General features: G+C 63.2%; 16 protein-coding genes and 3 pseudogenes. 10 read left to right on the top strand and 9 right to left on the bottom strand.

What is annotated here, in order from left to right; all coding sequences use genetic code 11:
• Positions 1–2: 2 nt before the first annotated feature.
• Positions 3–1414: pseudogene (locus tag CSV86_RS07650) on the bottom strand (purine-cytosine permease family protein).
• A 208-nt stretch (positions 1415–1622) separates the two neighbouring features.
• Complete coding sequence (gene cadR, locus CSV86_RS07655) at positions 1623–2030, bottom strand: Cd(II)/Pb(II)-responsive transcriptional regulator (protein ID WP_009403731.1); 408 nt, start codon at positions 2028–2030, stop codon at positions 1623–1625.
• Positions 2031–2125: 95 nt separating this feature from the next.
• Here cadR and CSV86_RS07660 point away from each other — a divergent pair.
• From CSV86_RS07660 to CSV86_RS07670, 3 genes and pseudogenes are all read left to right on the top strand, one after another.
• Positions 2126–3021, top strand: a pseudogene (locus CSV86_RS07660) (cation efflux transmembrane domain-containing protein).
• 3 nt (positions 3022–3024) lie between these two features.
• Positions 3025–3537 (top strand): signal peptidase II, encoded by a 513-nt coding sequence (gene lspA, locus CSV86_RS07665; RefSeq protein ID WP_003821921.1) that lies wholly within the window; start codon positions 3025–3027, stop codon positions 3535–3537.
• Between the two features lie 21 nt (positions 3538–3558).
• Positions 3559–4848, top strand: a complete 1290-nt coding sequence (locus CSV86_RS07670; protein ID WP_004574636.1) for an ISL3-like element ISPpu12 family transposase — start codon at positions 3559–3561, stop codon at positions 4846–4848.
• Positions 4849–5175: 327 nt separating this feature from the next.
• Here the strand turns inward: CSV86_RS07670 and CSV86_RS07675 are convergent, their stop codons facing one another.
• The gene (locus tag CSV86_RS07675; RefSeq protein ID WP_037062396.1) at positions 5176–6399 is read right to left on the bottom strand and encodes an MFS transporter; all 1224 of its coding nucleotides are present in this window, start codon (positions 6397–6399) and stop codon (positions 5176–5178) included.
• A gap of 113 nt (positions 6400–6512) precedes the next feature.
• Here CSV86_RS07675 and CSV86_RS07680 point away from each other — a divergent pair, with 113 nt between their 5' ends.
• Positions 6513–6836 carry a hypothetical protein gene (locus CSV86_RS07680; RefSeq protein WP_158487745.1) on the top strand — a complete coding sequence of 108 codons (324 nt, stop codon included), beginning with the start codon at positions 6513–6515 and terminating at the stop codon, positions 6834–6836.
• Positions 6837–6864: 28 nt separating this feature from the next.
• Here the strand turns inward: CSV86_RS07680 and CSV86_RS31775 are convergent, their stop codons facing one another.
• From CSV86_RS31775 to CSV86_RS07705, 5 genes and pseudogenes are all read right to left on the bottom strand, one after another.
• Positions 6865–7173, bottom strand: coding sequence for a TonB-dependent receptor domain-containing protein (locus CSV86_RS31775; RefSeq protein WP_311985824.1), 309 nt, complete (start codon positions 7171–7173; stop codon positions 6865–6867).
• Positions 7098–9299: a TonB-dependent siderophore receptor gene (locus tag CSV86_RS07685; protein WP_311985797.1), complete on the bottom strand. Its 2202-nt coding sequence runs from the start codon at positions 9297–9299 to the stop codon at positions 7098–7100. The genes CSV86_RS31775 and CSV86_RS07685 overlap by 76 nt, the downstream gene beginning before the upstream one ends.
• Positions 9300–9403: 104 nt before the next feature.
• Positions 9404–10342, bottom strand: a complete 939-nt coding sequence (locus tag CSV86_RS07690; protein ID WP_009407909.1) for a FecR domain-containing protein — start codon at positions 10340–10342, stop codon at positions 9404–9406.
• A 3-nt stretch (positions 10343–10345) separates the two neighbouring features.
• Positions 10346–10840, bottom strand: a complete 495-nt coding sequence (locus tag CSV86_RS07695; RefSeq protein ID WP_009407908.1) for a sigma-70 family RNA polymerase sigma factor — start codon at positions 10838–10840, stop codon at positions 10346–10348.
• 193 nt (positions 10841–11033) lie between these two features.
• Positions 11034–11953, bottom strand: a pseudogene (locus CSV86_RS07705) (LysR family transcriptional regulator).
• A 37-nt stretch (positions 11954–11990) separates the two neighbouring features.
• Between CSV86_RS07705 and CSV86_RS07710 the strand changes: the two are divergent.
• Positions 11991–12434 (top strand): multidrug/biocide efflux PACE transporter, encoded by a 444-nt coding sequence (locus CSV86_RS07710; protein WP_009407906.1) that lies wholly within the window; start codon positions 11991–11993, stop codon positions 12432–12434.
• A 77-nt stretch (positions 12435–12511) separates the two neighbouring features.
• Here CSV86_RS07710 and CSV86_RS07715 read toward each other — a convergent pair whose 3' ends face one another.
• Positions 12512–12988, bottom strand: coding sequence for a MaoC family dehydratase (locus CSV86_RS07715; RefSeq protein ID WP_009407905.1), 477 nt, complete (start codon positions 12986–12988; stop codon positions 12512–12514).
• A gap of 57 nt (positions 12989–13045) precedes the next feature.
• Here CSV86_RS07715 and CSV86_RS07720 point away from each other — a divergent pair, with 57 nt between their 5' ends.
• The 5 genes from CSV86_RS07720 to CSV86_RS07740 all read left to right on the top strand — a co-directional run bounded on the left by CSV86_RS07720 (position 13046) and on the right by CSV86_RS07740 (position 16534).
• Positions 13046–13900, top strand: coding sequence for an AraC family transcriptional regulator (locus CSV86_RS07720; RefSeq protein WP_009407904.1), 855 nt, complete (start codon positions 13046–13048; stop codon positions 13898–13900).
• A gap of 53 nt (positions 13901–13953) precedes the next feature.
• A complete protein-coding gene (locus tag CSV86_RS07725; RefSeq protein ID WP_009407902.1) occupies positions 13954–14361 on the top strand; it encodes a DUF2000 family protein in 408 nt (135 codons plus the stop codon).
• A complete protein-coding gene (locus CSV86_RS07730; RefSeq protein ID WP_240160392.1) occupies positions 14354–14992 on the top strand; it encodes a LysE family translocator in 639 nt (212 codons plus the stop codon). Before CSV86_RS07725 ends, CSV86_RS07730 begins: the two co-directional genes overlap by 8 nt.
• A 184-nt stretch (positions 14993–15176) precedes the next feature.
• Positions 15177–15710 (top strand): RNA polymerase sigma factor, encoded by a 534-nt coding sequence (locus tag CSV86_RS07735; RefSeq protein ID WP_009407898.1) that lies wholly within the window; start codon positions 15177–15179, stop codon positions 15708–15710.
• The gene (locus CSV86_RS07740) at positions 15707–16534 is read left to right on the top strand and encodes a FecR family protein (RefSeq protein WP_009407896.1); all 828 of its coding nucleotides are present in this window, start codon (positions 15707–15709) and stop codon (positions 16532–16534) included. Before CSV86_RS07735 ends, CSV86_RS07740 begins: the two co-directional genes overlap by 4 nt.
• Positions 16535–16618 lie beyond the last annotated feature (84 nt).

Consider the following 16618-nt stretch of genomic DNA (forward strand, 5'->3'; position numbering starts at 1 on the left):
GATCAGTGCGCAGCCGCCAGCTTGGCGCTGGTCTGCCGCCGGCGATACGCACTGTCCCGGGTCGCCAGCCAGTAGTACAGCGGCGAGGTGACCAGCAGCCCGACCAGCCACGACAGGTCGGCGCCATCGATATGCGCCGAGACCGGGCCGACATACAGCGGGGTGTTCATGAACGGAATCTGCACCAGGATGCCGATGGCGTAGGCCAGCAGCGCCTGCGGGTTGTAACGGCCATAGATGCCGCCATCGACCTTGAAGATCGAGGCGATGTCGTAGTCGCCCTTGTGGATCGCATAGAAGTCGATGAGGTTGATCGCCGTCCACGGCACCAGCACCACCAGCAGCACCAGGACCATATCGACGAAGTGGCCGATGAAGTCCGCCGAGGCGAACACCGCCACTACGCAGCAACCCAGCAGCACCACCAGCGACAGCACCGCACGGCTTTTCGCGGTAGGGATCCAGCGATACGCGAAGGTCTGCACCAGGGTGATCAGCGACAGCACCGCGCCATACAGGTTGAGAGCGTTATGGCTGATCACGCTGAGCAGGAACAGCACCAGCATCAGCGGGCCGATGGCGCCGGTGGCGAGCTTGACCGCGTCCATGCTGTCCATGCCGGCCGGTACCGCCAGTACCGCGACGGCACCGAACGCGAAGGACAGGCTCGAACCCAGGGCCGAGCCCAGGTAGGTGGTCCAGAAGGTCGCCGCCACTGGCACGTTGGCCGGCAGGTAGCGCGAATAGTCGGACACGTAAGGGGCGAAGGCGATCTGCCACAGCGCGGCGAGCGACACCGTGGCCAGCCAGCCGGACAGATTGAAGCTGCCGCGGGTGAGGAAGTCATCGGACTGCACGTGGCTGAGGATGTAGCCGAAGCCGACCACGATACCGATGCCCAGTACCCAGGTGCCGATGCGGTTGAGTACGTGGATGAAGCGGTAGCCGATGATGCCGATGATTCCCGAGCCGAGGGCGCCGATCACGATGCCCACCGGCACCGGGATGCTCTCGGCCACGCCATGCAAGGACTTGCCGGCCAGGACGATATTGGAGGCGAAGAAGCCGATGTACATCAGGCCGGCGATCACCACCACCAGCAGGGCGCCGAGGGAGCCGAACTGGGCGCGGCTCTGGATCATCTGCGGGATGCCCATTTGCGGGCCCTGGGCCGAATGCAGGGCCATCAACACACCGCCGAGCAGGTGGCCGACGAGGATCGCGACGATGCCCCAGACCAGGTTCAGGTGGAACAACTGGACCCCGAGGGCCCCGGTGACGATGGGCAACGGCGCGATATTGCCGCCGAACCAGAGGGTGAACAGGTCCCGTACCTTTCCATGGCGATCTTCGGGGGCACGTAGCCGATCGTGTGTTTCTCGATAAGCGGTGCGGATGACGCAGCGTTGGTCATGACGGACTCCAAGGCAAGGATGAGCACGCTTGGCGCACTTCGTTTTTGTAGGAGGCCGATCTTGAGGGGGCTGGGGCGGGGACGAAATTAGTAAATATGTGTTCTGAGGCGTTAAAAAAACGGGTAAGCGGATTAAATGGTTGATCTTACCTTTGCATGAGAGTGAGACAGACCGGCATCTCATCGGATTATCTGGTTGATGCTTCACCTACTGCTGGTGCATGTTTCCTTCGCTAATTCCAGCAAGAACCCCACACGCCTCAACTTCCCGGTCATCGTTGCAACTCGCTCTCAGTGAAACGAGTTGTTTCTCAAGCGCTTGCAGAGCGGTTATCTGCGACCGCACATGAGAGATGTGATCATCGAGCAAGGCGTTGACGGCGGTACAAGGCTGATGAGGGTCGTCCTCATAGCTCTGTAGTTCGTGAATCTCAGCCAGTGACAGGCCCAGGATTCTGCAGCGACGGATGAAGGCCAGCCCCTCACCATGCTTCTCGGTATAGACACGGTAACCGTTGTCCTGCCGATCAGGCGGCGGCAACAAGCCCTGCTGTTCATAGAAGCGGATCGTCTGTGTTTCGACCCCTACCAACTGCGCCAACTGACCAATGCGCATCAGCCTCCTCCCCAACGGATTCTTTACTCTATTGACCTTATAGTAGCTTTATAGTTTTAAATGGTACCACAACATTGTTCAAGTGGAGTCGTATCATGAGCAAATCCTGTGGTGGCGCCTGTGGCGGTGATGCAACGTCCGCAGCGGATACCGATATACAGGCCTCCTCCGAGGCGCCAGGGAGATGGGTCAGTGTTTATGCCGTGCCGAAGATGGACTGTCCATCAGAAGAACGAATGATTCGCCTAGCCCTGAACGGCTTTGAGGAGATTCGGGCGCTGTCCTTCGACTTGTCGAACCGCCGGCTGAAGGTCGTGCATGACGGCGAGGTCGAGCCCGTCACCTCGAAACTGAAGACCTTGGGGCTAGGCGCCTCGCTTCAGGAAACCGTCGCTGCAAATCCGGAGACCATCAAGGCCGCCGAGTTTTCGGCAGCTTCTGCTAAGCAAGAATCCGGGACCCTGCGCTGGTTGCTCGGCATCAATGCACTTCTGTTCGTGGTGGAAATGACTGCCGGTCTGATCGCCCGGTCCACCGGCCTGATTGGAGAATCCCTGGACAATTTTGCCGATGCGGCGGTGTACGGGCTTGCCCTTTATGCGGTTGGACATAGCGTGAAAATGCAGGTACGTGCCGCGCATCTTGCTGGTGTACTGCAACTGATCTTGGCTGTGGGCGTGCTCGTAGAGGTGGTGAGACGCTTTGTATTCGGTAGTGAGCCTGAATCGCTGGTGATGATGGCTATCGCATTCGTCGCATTGATTGCCAATACCAGTTGTCTGCTGCTCATATCCAAACATCGGGAAGGCGGGGCGCACATGAAGGCAAGCTGGATATTCTCGGCCAACGACGTGGTGATCAACCTGGGGGTCATCACCGCCGGCGCCCTGGTCGCGTGGACCGGTTCCAATTATCCGGATCTGATTATCGGCACCATCGCGGGGGCATTGTACTTAACGGTGCCAGACGCATTTTGGCGTTGAAGGGTTAAATAATGCTCATTATTGGCAAAAAGCTCTCGCCGTATGCCCTATTGTCCATATCGGGCCTGCTGGCAGCGTCTGATCAGGCTGTAAAGTGGCTGGTGCAGCAATCAATGGCCTATGGCGAGTATGTTTCGGTGACCCCGTTCTTTAACTGGGTGCACCTATGGAACACCGGTGCCGCATTCAGTCTTTTTGCGAATGGTGGAGGCTGGCAGCGCTACTTTTTTATCGGAATCGCGGTAGTGGTCTCGATTTTTCTGATCAAGCTGATCCTTGAAAATCGTCATAAAGGAGAAGCCATCGCTTACAGTCTTATCCTCGGTGGCGCCATGGGCAACCTGATTGACCGGGTCTTTCGCGGCTATGTTGTGGATTCCTTTGATTTCTATTGGCGAGACTGGCATTGGCCGGCCTTCAACCTGGCTGATATTGCAATTGTCCTCGGTGCCTTACTTTTCGTTTCCAGCAGCTTGTTGGGTAAAAAAGCAAACACCAATGCCGAGTCGGATGGATCTGACTGACACCTACGCCTATACAACACCATGACCGAACTTCCCGACAACATCCTTCACCTGCCGCAATACCAAGTACTGGGCTGCAAATCAACCGACGACGAAATGCACTTCCAGGTGGACGTGCCCGATCCCATCGCCTGCGAGGAATGCGGCGTGCAGGGTGAGTTCGTACGGTTCGGCAAGCGTGACGTTCCCTATCGTGATCTGCCCATCCACGGCAAGCGGGTCACTCTCTGGGTGGTCCGCCGCCGATACACCTGCCGGGCCTGCAAGACAACATTCAGGCCCCAGCTACCGGAGATGGTGGACGGATTCCGTATGACACTGCGGCTGCATGAGTACGTGGAGAAGGAATCCTTCAACCACCCCTACACCTTTGTGGCGGCACAGACCGGCCTGGACGAGAAGACGGTGCGCGACATCTTCAACGCCCGCGCCGAGTTCCTGGGGCGCTGGCACCGCTTCGAGACGCCCCGCATCCTGGGCATTGACGAGCTATACCTGAACAAGCGCTACCGCTGCATTCTGACCAACATTGAGGAGCGAACCCTGCTCGACCTGCTGGCCACCCGCCGCCAGGACGTGGTGACCAACTACCTGATGAAGCTGAAAGACCGGCAGAAGGTCGAGATCGTCAGCATGGACATGTGGAACCCCTACCGGGCAGCGGTCAAGGCTGTGCTGCCCCAGGCCCGTATCGTGGTCGATAAGTTCCATGTGGTGCGCATGGCCAACGATGCCCTAGAGAGAGTGCGCAAGGGCCTCAGAAAGGAGCTGAAACCGTCCCAGAGCCGGACTCTCAAGGGAGACCGGAAAATCCTGCTGAAACGCGCTCACGAAGTCTCAGACCGGGAGCGCCTCATCATGGAGACCTGGACAGGCGCGTTCCCGCAACTGCTGGCCGCCTACGAGCACAAGGAGCGCTTCTACGGCATCTGGGACGCCACCACACGGCTCCAGGCAGAAGCCGCCCTGGACGAGTGGATAGCCACCATCCCGAAGGGCCAAAAGGAAGTCTGGAGCGATCTGGTCAGGGCAGTGGGAAACTGGCGCGAAGAGACCATGACCTACTTCGAGACGGACATGCCCGTCACCAACGCTTACACGGAGTCCATCAACCGACTGGCCAAGGACAAGAACCGTGAAGGGCGCGGTTACTCCTTCGAGGTGATGCGGGCACGAATGCTCTACACCACGAAGCACAAGAAGAAGGCACCGACTGCGAAGGTCTCTCCTTTCTACAAGAAAACCATCGGTTACGGACTGCCGGACTTCGCAGAGGAACTCAACTACGGAGTCGATCTATCAACCATCTGAGGGTGGTATCAGATTGATGGGGTGAAGGTGCCCCATCAACCATTAAATCCGTATACCCAAAAAAACTGGGGGGCGCCTCGGTGCCTGTGAGAGCTGGCCAGTGATGAGGCCGGGTTGGGCAATGATGTTGTCAGACCTGGCCTCATCGCTGGCAAGCCAGCTCCCACAGTGACCGCGTCGGCCACAAATCCTATGGTCAACACCTACCCTGTAGGAGCTGGCAAGCCAGCTCCCACAGTGACCGCGTCGGCCACAAATCCTGTGGTCAACACCTGCCCTGTGGGAGCTGGCTTGCCAGCGATTGGGCCCTCAAGAGCACAGAAGAACTCAGACCCCTTTGGTCGACGGCAGCAGCACCGTCAGGATCCCGAGCAACGGCAGGAACGAGCACAGGGTGTACACCTCGGTGATCCCGTGCAGGTCGGCCAGGTGGCCGAGCAGCGCGGCGCCGATGCCGCCGAAGCCGAACATCAGGCCGAAGAAGATGCCGGCGATCATGCCGACGTTGCCCGGCACCAGTTCCTGCGCATAGACCACGATGGCGGAGAACGCCGAGGCCATGATGAAGCCGATGATCACGCTCAGCACGCTGGTCCAGAACAGGTCGGTGTAGGGCAGCGCCAGGGTGAATGGCGCGGCACCAAGGATGGAGAACCAGATCACCGCCTTTCGGCCGATGCGGTCACCGATCGGCCCGCCGAAGAAGGTTCCCGCCGCCACTGCACCGAGGAACAGGAACAGGTGCAGTTGCGAGCTGGCTACCGAAAGGTCGAATTTCTCGATCAGGTAGAAGGTGAAGTAACTGGTGAAGCTGGTCATGTAGAAGTACTTGGAGAACACCAGCAGCGCGAGGATCACCAGGGCGAAGGTCACCCGGCGCCTGGACAGGCCGTGGGTGGCCTTGCTCCCGGCCTTGAGCTTGAACAGGCTCAGGTGGTGGCTGTACCAGCGGCTGAGCTTGTACAGGACGAACATCGAGAACAGCGCCACCAGTCCGAACCAGGCGGTGTGGCCCTGGCCGTAGGGAATGATGATGGCCGCGGCCAGCAGCGGGCCGAAGGCCGAGCCTGCGTTGCCGCCGACCTGGAAGGTCGATTGGGCCAGGCCGAAGCGCCCTCCCGAGGCCAGGCGGGCGATGCGCGAGGCTTCCGGATGGAAAGTGGAGGAACCGATGCCCACCAGTGCCGAAGCCAGCAGGATGGCGCCGAAGCTGCCGACGAAAGCCAGCATGATGATGCCGACCAGCGTGCAGATCGAGCCCACCGGCAGCAGCCATGGCTTGGGATGGCGGTCGGTGTGGTAGCCGACCCAAGGCTGCAGCAGCGAGGCGGTGAGCTGGAAGGTCAGGGTGATCAGGCCGATCTGGGTGAAGCTCAGGCCGTAGTTGGCCTTTAGGATCGGGTAGATCGACGGTAGCACCGCCTGGATCAGGTCATTGACCAGGTGGGCGAGGGCGCAGCCGGCGATGACCTGCATCACCAGCTGGCTGCCGGGGCTGGCAGTGGATGTGGCTGAAAGAGGGGGAGCTGCACTGGTTGTTGTAGTGGACATACGGGACCTTCCGGAAATAACTCGACACACAAGGACGAAGCGAGCCTATCCTAGGCCGCCGGGCAAGCCCTGTCTCGCGCGATTGGGACAACGGCTGTCGGGAAACGGGCAAGATGATCAGACCGCTGCACGAAGTCGTTCGCGATATCGACCGCAGTCACTGGCGCCTGGTCAGCGGCGCCACCGCCCCGGCATCATCAGCGTCTACGCCCCGGATGGCGGCCCGCCGCTGTTGCAGGTCAGGTCGGAAGCAGAGCGTGCTGGTCTACCAGGACTTCAACCTCGACGGGATCGAGGACCTGGCCCTGATGGAGGGGGACGAGGCGGTGCTGCTCTATCCGGAAAAGGACGGTGAACGCATCGAGCTGGACGGACAGCTCCCACAAGGTTCTGAGCTGCGCATGCGGTCCCTGTGGGAGCTGGCTTGCCAGCGATGAGGCCATAAGGCCCACCACGAATTCCGGATCAGTAGGCGTAGCGCAAGGTCGTCATGAAGTTGCGCGGAGCCCCGTACAACCCCGCCGCCGTGGTCGTCAGGTACTCCTTGTCGAACAGGTTGTTGACATTCAATGTAGCCGACAGCGACGGGCTGATCTGATAGCGCGCCATCAGGTTGGCGATCGTATAGCTGCTCTGGGTGGTGGCATAGCTCAGGGCGTAGCCGGTCTCGCTCTGCCAGTTGACCCCGCCGCCCACGGTCAGCCTGTCCAGTTCCCCGGGCAGCCGATAGGTGGTGAATAGCTTGACGCTGTTGCGCGGGATCTCGGTGACGATGCGCTCGTCATCCGCGTTGAAGCTGACGCTGTACGAGTAGCCCCGGTAACCTGCCAGCCTTCGAGAATCTCGCCGTTGACCTCCAGCTCCAGCCCTTCGCTGGTGGTGCCGCTTTCCGCCTTGTAGGCCTGGAAACCGTTGGGCTGCAGCCGGCCGCCGTCGGCCACGGCAAGGTTGTCCTGCTCGACGCGGAACAGTGCCAGGCTGGCATTCAGGCGATCTTCAAGAAAGCCGGCCTTGATCCCCACTTCGTAACCCGTGCCTTCCTGCGGATCCAGCGGAGTGCCGTTGACGTCGCGGATGTTGGCGTTCTGCGGGTTGAAGATCTGCGTGTAGCTGGCATACGCCGTCCAGGTGTCGTCAAGGTCGTAGACCAGCCCGGCATAGGGGATGACGATGCCGGTCTCGGTGCGTTCGGCCTTGGTCACCGCGCCGGTGCTGTACAGCCGGCTCCTGCTGTCGCGGTTCCAGTCCACCACCCGCGAGCCGAGGATCAGGCTGGCGGCGTCGGTCAGGTGCCAGCGCGAGGTGAGGTACGCGGCGTACTGGGTTTCGGTCAGGTCGCTTTCGCCGAGCTTGTTGAACACCGGCTTCGGCGTGTGGCCGTCCCAGGTGAAAATATTGTCGATGCTCCCGGCGTAGCCCGAACTTGCCCGCTGCCAGCCGCCGTAGTTGGCGGTACCGCGCTCCTCGATGCGCGACAGGGTGACGCCGCCGATCAGCTCATGCTCGTGGCCGAACAGTTCGAAGCCACCGGTGAGGTAGGCGTCGATATTGTCCTGGGTCGGCGCGGCCTGCCAGCGGGTCGGCATGATGTAGGCGCCGCTGCCGTCGGCCATGTCGACTTCGCCGTCCATGTAGGCAACCACCGTGTCGTAGTCGTTGCGCGCGTGGCTGTACTCCAGCTTGCCGCTCCAGCCGTTGGCGAAGTGGTGTTCCAGGGAGGCAAACACGGTGCTCTGCTGGCGATCATAGTAGGACCAGTCCGGCGAGGTGTTGAACGAACGCTTGAAGTCGGTACGCGCACCGTCAGTGGTGAACAGCGGGAAGCCGGTGCGCATCGGTGCGTTGCTGTGGGTGACCTGGTAGCTGAAGCCGGCGGTGAGCAGGGTGTCCTCGTTCAGGTCCACCTCGCCGATGCCGTAGAGGGTGCTCAGTTCCTGGCTGAAACGGTCGATCCAGGCGTGCTGGTCCTTCTGCTCGGCGACGAAGCGGCCGCGCACGTTGCCGGCGTCGTTGAGCGCGCCGCCGACGTCGAGGCTCAGGCCATAGCGATCCCAACTGCCGGCTTCGGCGCTGATCAATACCTGCGGCTCGACCGTGGGCCGCTTGCGGATCAGGTTGATGGTCGCAGACGGATTGCCCAGGCCGCTGACCAGGCCGGTGGCGCCGCGCACCACCTCGACGCGGTCGTACATGGCGGTGTTCTGGGTGTAGTTGTCCATGCGCGACGAGGTCGGCACGCCGTCGATCTCGAAGTTGCTGATGGCGAAGCCGCGGGACAGGTAGGCGGTGCTGTCGGCGCCGAGGCTTTCGCGGATCACGGTGATGCCGGCGGTGGCGTCGAGGGCGTCGGTGAGGTTGTCGAGCTTCTGGTCTTCGAGGCGCTGGCGGGTCAGCACGGTGATCGACTGCGGGGTTTCCTTGAGCGACAGGTTCAGGCGCGTCGAGCTGCTGGACGACTCGGTGGTGTAGGAGCCGGAACCTTCGGTGGTGGAGCCCGGCGCCTTGCCGGAAATGCTCAGGGCGGTGAGTTCCATAGCGCCGTTGCTGGCCGCGGCGCGGGGCATCAAGACGTAACCGCCATTGGTTTCGCGACGGGCCTGCAGGCCACTGCCTTCGAGCAGGCGGGCCAGGCCATCGTCCACCGAATACTCGCCTTGCAGGCCGGGCGAGGTCAGCCCCTGGGTTTGTTCGCTGGGGAAGGAAAAGGTCACTCCGGCGCGGGAGGCGAACTGGCTCAGGGCCAGGCCGAGCGGGCCGGGGGCGATATCGAAGCGCGCCACCTGGGTCTGCGCCGTGGCCACGCCGGGCAGCACCAGCACGGGGCTGGCGAGCGCCCCCAGCAGGGCCAGATGGACGGCGCGGGCCAGGGGGCTTGCGGCTTGCTTGGCAAAACGGGACATGCGGATTTCCTTCGGTTGGCATGGCAGACATGCGGCAGTTATCGCCGCTTCAGTGCATGGCCGGATGAGAATGAAAATCGGCAACCCCAATGGAGAAAGTTCTTCTACGCAGCATCGAGGCGCACCCAGTAGCGGGTTAGGTAGCGCACCCGGACGGGCAGGGCGGTGGCGAGGTTTTCCAGTACGGTATCGGTGTCGTCGAGGCGGAAGGCGCCGGTGACCTTGAGCCCGGTCACGCTGTCGGCGCAGGTCAGGTAGCCGCGACGGTAGCGGCCCAGTTCGCCGAGCAGGCGCTGCAGCGGCCAGTCGACGGCCATCAGCATTCCTTGGATCCAGGCGTCGCTGGCGTCGGCCAACGGTGTGACCGGCTGGAGATGCCGAGGGTCGAAGCCCGATTGCTGTCCGGCTTCGACCCGTCCCATGGTCGCCGGCGTGCTGGCCGGGCGCAGTTCCACTGCGTTTTCGAACACCTTCACCTCACTGCGCCCGTCATGGCTGTACACGCTGAAGCGGGTGCCGAGGGCGCGCACGCTGCCTTGCGGGGTGTGTACCAGCAGCGGCCGGTTGGCCGGGTCCTTCGCGGTTTGCAGCAGCAGTTCGCCGCGGTGCAGGCGGATCTCCCGTAGTGAACTGCCGTAATGAACATCGACTGCGCTGTCGGTGTTGAGGATCAGCTGACTGCCATCGGCCAACTGCAACTCGCGGCGCTCGCCCTTGTCCGTGCGGTACTGGGCCATGCGCGAGGACAGCGGCTCCAGTGCTTGCAGGCTGGCTCCCGTGGCGCCGGCCATCAGCAGCAGGCCGAGGACCTTGCTCACTGCACGCCGGCGCGCCCGCACATCGGCCAGCGCGGGCAGGGCCAGTTCGGGGGAGAGCAGGGCCAGGCGCTGTTGCAGTTGCTCCACCTGGGCCCAGGCTTTGGCGTGCCTCGGGTCGTCGGCCAGCCAGTTGCGCCAGGCCTGGCGTTCCTGCTCGCAGGCCGGCGCGGCACTGAGGTTGACGTACCAGGTGGCGGCGGCTTCCAGCACTTCGCGATCTAGCATCGATCAGCCTTGGGCCAGCAGCAGGCAATGGGTGATAGCGCGGACCATATGCTTCTTCACCGTGGTCACCGATATCCCGAGACGCTCGCCGACTGCGACGTAGCTCAGGCCCTCGAGCTGCACGGCGAGGAAGATGCTACGGGTGCGCTCGCCGAGTTCGTCGAGCATGGCGTCGACGGCGGTCAGGGTCTCGATGATCAGCAGGCGGGTTTCCGGGGAAATGTCCGTGGCTTCCGGGCGCAGGGCCAGGACGTCGAGGTAGGCCTGCTCGACGGCGCGGCGGCGGAAACGGTCGATCATCAGGGCGCGGGCGATGGCGCTGAGGTAAGTGCGCGGCTCGCGGATCGCCTCGACATTGCGCGCGCTGAGGACACGGACGAAGGTGTCCTGGGCCAGGTCCGCAGCATCGCTGGAATTGCCCAGGCGCATGCGCAGCCAGGTGTTCAGCCAGCCGTTGTGCTGCTGGTAGAGGTGGTGCAGGGCGGAGGAGTCGGACATGGCGGGGAAGGTTATTGAGAATTATTCGCTGTATTGTTGGCGAAAAGGGGCCGCAATAACAAGGCTTCAGGAATAGGTTGCCGCCGAGGCCCTATCGCTGGCAAGCCAGCTCCCACAGGGACAGCACTGCTCTCAAGAACAGTGGTGAACCTGTGGGCTTGCCAGCGATGAGGCCCTGAAGAACGACACACGCTTAATGCGGCCACGCCTCCACCAGGAAATCCCGCACCGCCTTGATCCGCGCACTTTCCCGCAACGAACGGTGGGCACACAGCCACACCTCGCGGGTCAGCCCGGGCATGTCCAGCACCAGTTCCAGTGTCGGCGTCAGTTTCGCCGTGCGTTTTTCCACGATGCCGAGCCCGGCCCCGGCGATTACCCCGTCGTAGATTCCGAGGGTCTGGTTGCAGCGCAGCCACGGCGGGGGGCGCCGTCGAGGCCTTGCCACCAGGTTTCCAGGTCCTGGTCCAGGCGTGACTCCTCCAGGCCGACGAAGTCGAGGTTGGCCCAGTCCCGCGCGGCGAGCGCCGGGCGGTGACGGTCCAGGTAGTGGCTGGCGCCGTATAGCGCGAATTCGATCTCGCCCAGGGGCTCGGCGACCAGGTCGCGGGTTTCCGGCTCGGCATAGCGCAACGACAGGTCGGCCTCGCGTCGCGCCAGATTGACCGGGTGTGGCGTGGTCAGCACCTCCATGTCCAGCAGCGGATGGCGCGGGCGGATCGGTGCGAGCAGGGCGATCACCAGGAACGACAGCCACTCGTCGGCATTCACCCGCACCGTGCCTTCCACGTTCTCTGGCGAGTCTGCCTCGCGCAGGATCTCGTTGGCCGCGCCTTCCATTTGCTCGGCCAGGCCGGCGATACGCTGGCCGAACGCAGTGGGCAGGCAGCCGGTGGAACTGCGCTCCAGCAACTGCCCGCCGAGCTGTTCTTCCAGCGCATCCAGGCGCCGCGACAGCGTAGCGGTGCTCAGGCGCAGGCGCTGGGCCGCGCGTTTGAGGTTGCCGGAGCGAACCACGGCAAGCAGGACGTGCAGGTTGTCCCATTCGAGGTGTTTCATATTTGCAACTAGTGCTTGGGATATTGGCTGTTGAGGTACGGAAATGTAGGTCATAAGCTGGCCGGGTTCAAACCTTTCCAGGAGTCATCCTATGACCACCGAAAAGACCCTGCTCACCCGCATCGTCCATGCGCTGGGCTTCGAATTCTTCGCCGTGCTGCTGTGCGCACCGACCATCGCCCTGGTGATGGGCAAGCCGCTGATGAGTGCCGGGCTGCTGACCCTGGCCATTTCGGTCACCGCCACCTTGTGGAACATGCTCTACAACGTCCTCTTCGACCGGCTGCAGCTGCGCATGGGCTTCAAGCGCACGCCATGGGTACGGATCGCCCATGCCCTGGGTTTCGAAGGCGGCCTGATCCTCGCCGTGGTGCCGGCGGCAGCGTGGTGGCTGTCGATCGGGCTGGTGGAGGCGTTCCTGATGGAGGTGGGCTTGCTGGTGTTCCTGCTGCCGTATACCTACTTGTACAACCTAGGCTTCGATCGGTTGCTGGAGCGGCGGCGGGGTAAGGTCGGGAAGCTGGTGTGCGGCTGAGGGCCCCATCGCTGGCAAGCCAGCTCCCACAGGGACCCTGTGGGAGCTGGCTTGCCAGCGATGAGGCCAGTGAAGTCTCAACTGTCCTTGCGGAAACACAACACCTTCGAAACCAGCTTCTGACAAACCTCTCCAGCCTGGTTACGGGTCAACGACTCCACCACCACAAACCCCCGGTCCGGCTTCGACCGCGACGGCAACAGCTCCAGCACCGTGCTGGTGACCTTGAGCACATCCCCCGGCCGGGTTGCCCTTGGCCAGCTGATCTCCCCGCCAGCCCCGATCACCCCGCGTGACAATGGCAGGCTTTGCACCAGCAGTTTCATGGTGATCGCCGCCGTGTGCCAGCCACTCGCGGCGAGCCCCTCGAAGTAGGTTTCCTTGGCGGCATCTGCCTCGATATGGAAGGGTTGTGGGTCGAATTCTGTAGCGAAACGGATGATCTGCTCGGCGTCCAGCGCATGTTCCTCGCTGACAAAAACATCGCCAACCGCCAGGTCATCCAGATAGATTGTCTTTCCTGCTGGCATTTTTCCGGTCCCCTTGAGCTTCACGAGTCAGGGGTCCATCCTCCGGCTCCATAGCCCGCCATTCAACCCCCGACGGCCCTTATGAGCGTTGAATCACACGACACCCGCGACAACGACTGGCTGCACATGCGCCGCGACGCGGAAACCGGGATCGAGAGCGTCCATGCGCATTTCGAGGGCCATGCCTACGATCCCCATGACCACGACGAAATGCTGCTGGGCGTGACCCAGCAGGGCGTGCAGCAATTCAGTTGCCACCGTTCGCTGCACGTGAGCACGCCGGGCCGGGCCATCCTGATCGAGCCCGGTGCCGTGCATGACGGTCATGCCCCGGAGGCCGAGGGCTTTACCTACGCCATGCTGTACCTGCCGCAACCCTTCGTCAGCAGCATCACCGAGCGCCTCGGCATCGGCGATGCGTCCAGCCTGCAGGCGGCCTTCCATAGCACCCTGACCGACGATGCGCAGCTGATCGCCGCGATCCAGCAGGCGTTCCTTGCCCTGCACAATAACGAGGGGCGGCTGGCGCGAGACCAGGGCGTTGACCACCTGCTCGGTACGCTGGCGCGCCATGTCTGCCTCAAGCCGTCTTCGCTGCGCCGCGATTCGCCGCAGGAACTGCAGCGAGCACGGGATTTCCTGCACGCGCAGATGGCCTTTGACGTCAGCCTCGAAGAGCTGTCGACCTACTCCGGCGTCGATCGGTTTCGCCTGACCCGGCAATTCAAGAAAGCCTTCGGCCAGTCGCCTCACGCCTACCTGGTGCGCCTGCGCCTGCGCACCGCACGGGCCCTGTTGGCGCGCGGCATGAAACCGGCGGAAGTGGCAGCGCAGACCGGCTTCTCCGACCAGAGCCATCTCGGCGTATGGTTCCGCCGCGCCTTCCGCATGACCCCGGCGGCTTATCGCCGACAGTGCACAAACCTTACAGACTGACCCGCCTCCCGACTCCGATCATGGCGCCTCGCCTTTGATTTGGAGTTTTCCCGATGTTCGATAGCAAAGTAGCCATCGTCGTGCGCAACGACCTTGCCACCTGGCAGCGCCTGAATGTGGTGGCCTTTCTTTCCACCGGTATCGCCGCTGCCGCGCCCGAGGTCATGGGCGAGCCCTATGTGGACGCCGCCGGCAACCGCTACGGCAAGCTGTTCGGCCAGCCGATGATGATCTTCGAAGGCGACCTGGCCGGGTTGCAGAAGGCGCATCGTATCGGCCTGGAGCGCGGCCTGACCTTGTCGCCCTACGTCCAGGCGATGTTCGCCACCGGCCATGACGCGGCCAATCGCGAAGTGTTCCTCGCCGAGGATCCGTGCAGCCTGAACCTGGTGGGCCTGGCCCTGCGCGGGCCGAAGAAGGCCGTGGACAAGGCGTTGAAGGGGCTCGCATTGCATGGCTGAGTTCAGTGGAATGAGTACGGTAACGCTGTGGGGCTTCTGGTGCTTCGCCATGGTCTTCGTGGTGATTCCCGGCCCGGACTGGGCCTATGCGATCGCCGAAGGGCTGCGTGGCGAGGGGGTAATGGCGGCTGTGGCCGGGTTGCTTGCCGGCTATGTCGCCTTGACGCTGGTGGTGGCGGGCGGCTTCGAAGTGCTGGTGGTGGGCAACACCACCTTTGTCACTGGCTTGAGCCTGGTGGGCGCGGCCTATCTGGCCTGGCTCGGCGTGGGGCTGTTGCGCAATCCGCCGGTGGCGCAGGCGGGGGTCGAGGCGGGAGCGACGAGCCGGCTCGGACAGTTCGTGCGTGGTGCGCTGGTCAGCGGGTTGAATCCGAAGGGCTTCCTGTTCTTCGTCGCCTTTGTCCCGCCCTGGACCAATCCCCAGGCGGGGCTGGGCATCGCCGGGCAGATCGTGGTGCTGGGGCTGATCTACACGGCCAGTTGCGCGGTGGTGTATTCGTTGGTCGGCCTAGGCGCCGGGGTGGCGCTGCGCTCGCGGCCAGTGGCGACGCGCCTGGTTGGTAGAGTGTCGGGCGCCGCGATGCTGGCACTGGCGGTGATGCTGGTGTGCTCGGAGAGCGGGTTGGTGTGATGTTGATAGTGATGGCCTCATCGCCGGCAACGCCGGCTCCCACAGGTTGCGCGTGCACCGCTGGACCCCGTGGGAGCCGGCGTTGCCGGCGATGAGGCCCTGACAGTCACCAGACAACATGCCTTGGCAACGCTTCCCTAATGCATATAATGCGAACCACTCCCATTCGCATACCCTGACGCTCATGCCCGATTCCACCTCCAATCCCGAACTGATCGGGGCCCTGGCACTGCATTACGATGATCTGGTCGCCTATATCCGCCGGCGCTTCCAGGGCAGCCAGTTCGCCCGCGAGGTGGTGCATGACGTCTGCGTGCAGTTGCTGGAGAAGCCCCCGCAGCAGCCGGTGAAGCTGCCGTTCGCCTTCCTGCGCAAGGTGTCCTTCAACAAGGCCATCGACCGCCGCCGCGCCGATAACAGCCGTGCGGCGTTGATCGATTTCACACCGGACGTCCCCGACTGGCATGTGCACGACCTCGACGGCGCCGCCAGCCTCGACTTCGAGCAGCAACTGCATGCTTTGCTGGCCATCGTCGACAGCCTGCCGGCCCGGGCCCGCCAGGTGTTCCTGTTGCACCGCATTCACGGCATGCCACAGAAGGAGATCGCCGCCGAGCTGGGCATTTCCCTGAATATGGTCACCCAGCATTTCTCCCGTGCCATGCACACCATCGCCCGCCAGTGGGGACCGGCCCGTCGGGCGCTGGCGACGGCATGACAGACGCCCGCAAACCCGCCGATGCCCTGACGCCTTTCGAGCAGGCCCTTCGCGAGCGCGTCCCGTCCCGCGAAGCCCTGCTGGCCGAAGCCAAGGCCCAGAGCACCCGCCAGCGCCAACGCAAGCGCGCCCTCGGCGGCGGCCTGTCGGTGGTGCTGCTGGCTGCAGCGGCCTGGGCCTTCGATCCGTCGTACTACAGCGACGAGCTGCGCGTCGCCATCGGTCAGCGCGAGCGCCTGACCCTGGCCGACGGCAGCCAGCTGGTACTCGACAGCAACAGCCATCTGCGCATCGAGCACCGCCTGCGCAGCCGCCAGTTCGAGCTGCTGCAGGGCGAAGCGACCTTCACCGTGGCCCACGGCCCGCAACCTTTCATCGTGCGCAGCCAGGGCATCGCCGTGCGCGATATCGGCACCGTATTCAATGTGCGCAGCGACAGCCGCGGCGTCGCCGTGGCGGTGGTGGACGGCGAGGTGGAGGTCTCCAGCACCGCCGTCGCTGCACAGCGTCTGCTCGGTGGCCAGCAGGTGCAGGCCAGGGACGCGCAGATCGGTCCGGTTACCCCGGTGGATCCGGCGCGTATCACCGCCTGGCAACAGGGCAAGCTGCGCTTCGACGGCACGCCGTTGCGCGAGGTGATCGTCGACCTGCAACGCTATCGCCAGGCGCCGATCCACCTGCTCGACAACCGGGCTGCCGGCCAGCGGCTTTCCGGTGAATTCGACAGTGCTGCGGTGGAGCCGCTGCTCGACCTGCTGCCGTCGATCCTGCCGATCAATGTGCAGCGTGCTGCCGATGGCCAGGTGTCGATCCGCAGTCGTTGATGGAAAAGAGAATATTTTTCATTCCTGGCCTCAACATTTTTCCGGTCCCATTCGCCACTCCCTGTGAGCGTCGATTCAGAACGC

Origin of the sequence: Pseudomonas bharatica CSV86, assembly GCF_000319305.2 — a bacterium.
GTDB classification, from domain to species: Bacteria; Pseudomonadota; Gammaproteobacteria; order Pseudomonadales; family Pseudomonadaceae; genus Aquipseudomonas; species Aquipseudomonas bharatica.

What these genes read in the sequence shown, in the direction of transcription:
- cadR (WP_009403731.1), bottom strand. Translation starts at nt 2,030, where the DNA reads ATGCGCATTGGTCAGTTGGCGCAGTTGGTAGGGGTCGAAACACAGACG.
- lspA (WP_003821921.1), top strand. Translation starts at nt 3,025, where the DNA reads ATGCTCATTATTGGCAAAAAGCTCTCGCCGTATGCCCTATTGTCCATA.
- CSV86_RS07670 (WP_004574636.1), top strand. Translation starts at nt 3,559, where the DNA reads ATGACCGAACTTCCCGACAACATCCTTCACCTGCCGCAATACCAAGTA.
- CSV86_RS07675 (WP_037062396.1), bottom strand. Translation starts at nt 6,399, where the DNA reads ATGTCCACTACAACAACCAGTGCAGCTCCCCCTCTTTCAGCCACATCC.
- CSV86_RS07680 (WP_158487745.1), top strand. Translation starts at nt 6,513, where the DNA reads ATGATCAGACCGCTGCACGAAGTCGTTCGCGATATCGACCGCAGTCAC.
- CSV86_RS07685 (WP_311985797.1), bottom strand. Translation starts at nt 9,299, where the DNA reads ATGTCCCGTTTTGCCAAGCAAGCCGCAAGCCCCCTGGCCCGCGCCGTC.
- CSV86_RS07690 (WP_009407909.1), bottom strand. Translation starts at nt 10,342, where the DNA reads ATGCTAGATCGCGAAGTGCTGGAAGCCGCCGCCACCTGGTACGTCAAC.
- CSV86_RS07695 (WP_009407908.1), bottom strand. Translation starts at nt 10,840, where the DNA reads ATGTCCGACTCCTCCGCCCTGCACCACCTCTACCAGCAGCACAACGGC.
- CSV86_RS07710 (WP_009407906.1), top strand. Translation starts at nt 11,991, where the DNA reads ATGACCACCGAAAAGACCCTGCTCACCCGCATCGTCCATGCGCTGGGC.
- CSV86_RS07720 (WP_009407904.1), top strand. Translation starts at nt 13,046, where the DNA reads ATGAGCGTTGAATCACACGACACCCGCGACAACGACTGGCTGCACATG.
- CSV86_RS07725 (WP_009407902.1), top strand. Translation starts at nt 13,954, where the DNA reads ATGTTCGATAGCAAAGTAGCCATCGTCGTGCGCAACGACCTTGCCACC.
- CSV86_RS07730 (WP_240160392.1), top strand. Translation starts at nt 14,354, where the DNA reads ATGGCTGAGTTCAGTGGAATGAGTACGGTAACGCTGTGGGGCTTCTGG.
- CSV86_RS07735 (WP_009407898.1), top strand. Translation starts at nt 15,177, where the DNA reads ATGCCCGATTCCACCTCCAATCCCGAACTGATCGGGGCCCTGGCACTG.
- CSV86_RS07740 (WP_009407896.1), top strand. Translation starts at nt 15,707, where the DNA reads ATGACAGACGCCCGCAAACCCGCCGATGCCCTGACGCCTTTCGAGCAG.